Here is a 1,275-nt window from a genome sequence, read left to right as displayed (position 1 = left end):
CTGACCTGCCACTGAACATTCATCCAGCGGCGATTAGAGCCTTGGCCGTTTCTGTTACGCCTCTTGGCGCGGGTTGAGCAACCGGCGGAGGCGCGGAGCCTTCGATCAGCGCAGCGTCGGAGCCGGTTGCGGTGGTGACCTCGGCATAGGCTGCCGGGGTCTGGTAGCCGAGCGAGGAATGAGGCCTCGCCGTGTTGAAGTCCTCTCGCCATTCGGCGATGGCGCTTCGGGCGTGGTCGAGGCCGAAGAACAGGCTCTCGTTCAACAGCTCGTCGCGCATCCGGCCGTTGAAACTCTCGACATAACCGTTCTGCATCGGCTTGCCCGGCGCGATGTAGTGCCATTCGATCCTGTGATCCTTCGACCAGGCGAGGATGGTGTTCGAGGTAAACTCGGTGCCATGGTCGGAGACGATCATGCCCGGCTTGCCGCGGTGGGCGATCAGTTCCGTCAGCTCACGCGCCACCCGGCGGCCGGAGATCGAGGTGTCCGGGATCGCCGCCAGGCATTCGCGCGTCACGTCGTCGACGATGTTGAGCACGCGGAACCTCCGGCCACAGGCGAACTGGTCATGGACAAAATCCAGCGACCAGCGTGCGTTCGGCCTTGCCTCGACCAGGATCGGCGCCCGCGTGCCGACCGCTCGCCGTCTTGCCCGGCGCTTGCGCACCGTCAGACCTTCCTCGCGATAGAGACGGTAGATACGGTTGACCCCAGATGCCTCGCCCTCGCGCCTCAGCAGGATGAACAGCCGCCGGTAGCCGAAGCGTCGGCGCTCGTTGGCGAGGTCACGCAGCCGACCACGCAGCTCTGTCTCGGGCGGACGCCGAGACTGGTAGCGGATCATCTTGCGATCGGCGCCGACGAAGGAACAGGCCCGACGCTCCGACAGGCCCATGACGGCCTGCAGATGCGCGACGGCTTCGCGCTTGGCGGCGGGCCCTACCATTTTTTTGACAGAAGTTCGCGTAGCGCCGAGGCTTCCAGCATCTGATCGGCGAGCAGCTTCTTCAGCTTGGCGTTCTCGTCTTCCAGAGCCTTCAGCCGCTTGGCGTCCGACACGTCCATCCCGCCATACTTCGCCTTCCAGTTATACAGCGTCGCCTCGGAGACCCCGTGCTTGCGGGCCAGATCGCCCGCCTTTGCACCTGCCTCGTGCTCGCGCAGAACTGCGATGATCTGCTCTTCCGTGAACCGCTTTCTCTTCATCAGTCCGTCCTTCAATCAAGGCCCGGACTCTAATCTCAGATGGAGGAAATTCTCAGTGGCAGGTCA

The 1,275-nt window shown here is 63.7% G+C and carries 1 protein-coding gene and 1 pseudogene; both read right to left on the bottom strand.

The genetic code is table 11. The annotated features are described in order from the left end of the window. Positions 1–19: 19 nt before the first annotated feature. Positions 20–1,090 (bottom strand): IS3 family transposase, encoded by a 1,071-nt coding sequence (locus AC1DZU_RS35525; RefSeq protein WP_477292115.1) that lies wholly within the window; start codon positions 1,088–1,090, stop codon positions 20–22. After that, positions 1,057–1,209: pseudogene (locus tag AC1DZU_RS35520) on the bottom strand (transposase); the annotation flags it as partial. The pseudogene AC1DZU_RS35520 and the gene AC1DZU_RS35525, both read right to left, overlap by 34 nt. Between the last annotated feature and the right edge of the window lie 66 nt (positions 1,210–1,275).

It is taken from the genome of Mesorhizobium sp. P2_A12 (genome assembly GCF_056405075.1).
This window is presented reverse-complemented; position numbering and strand designations above follow the sequence as displayed.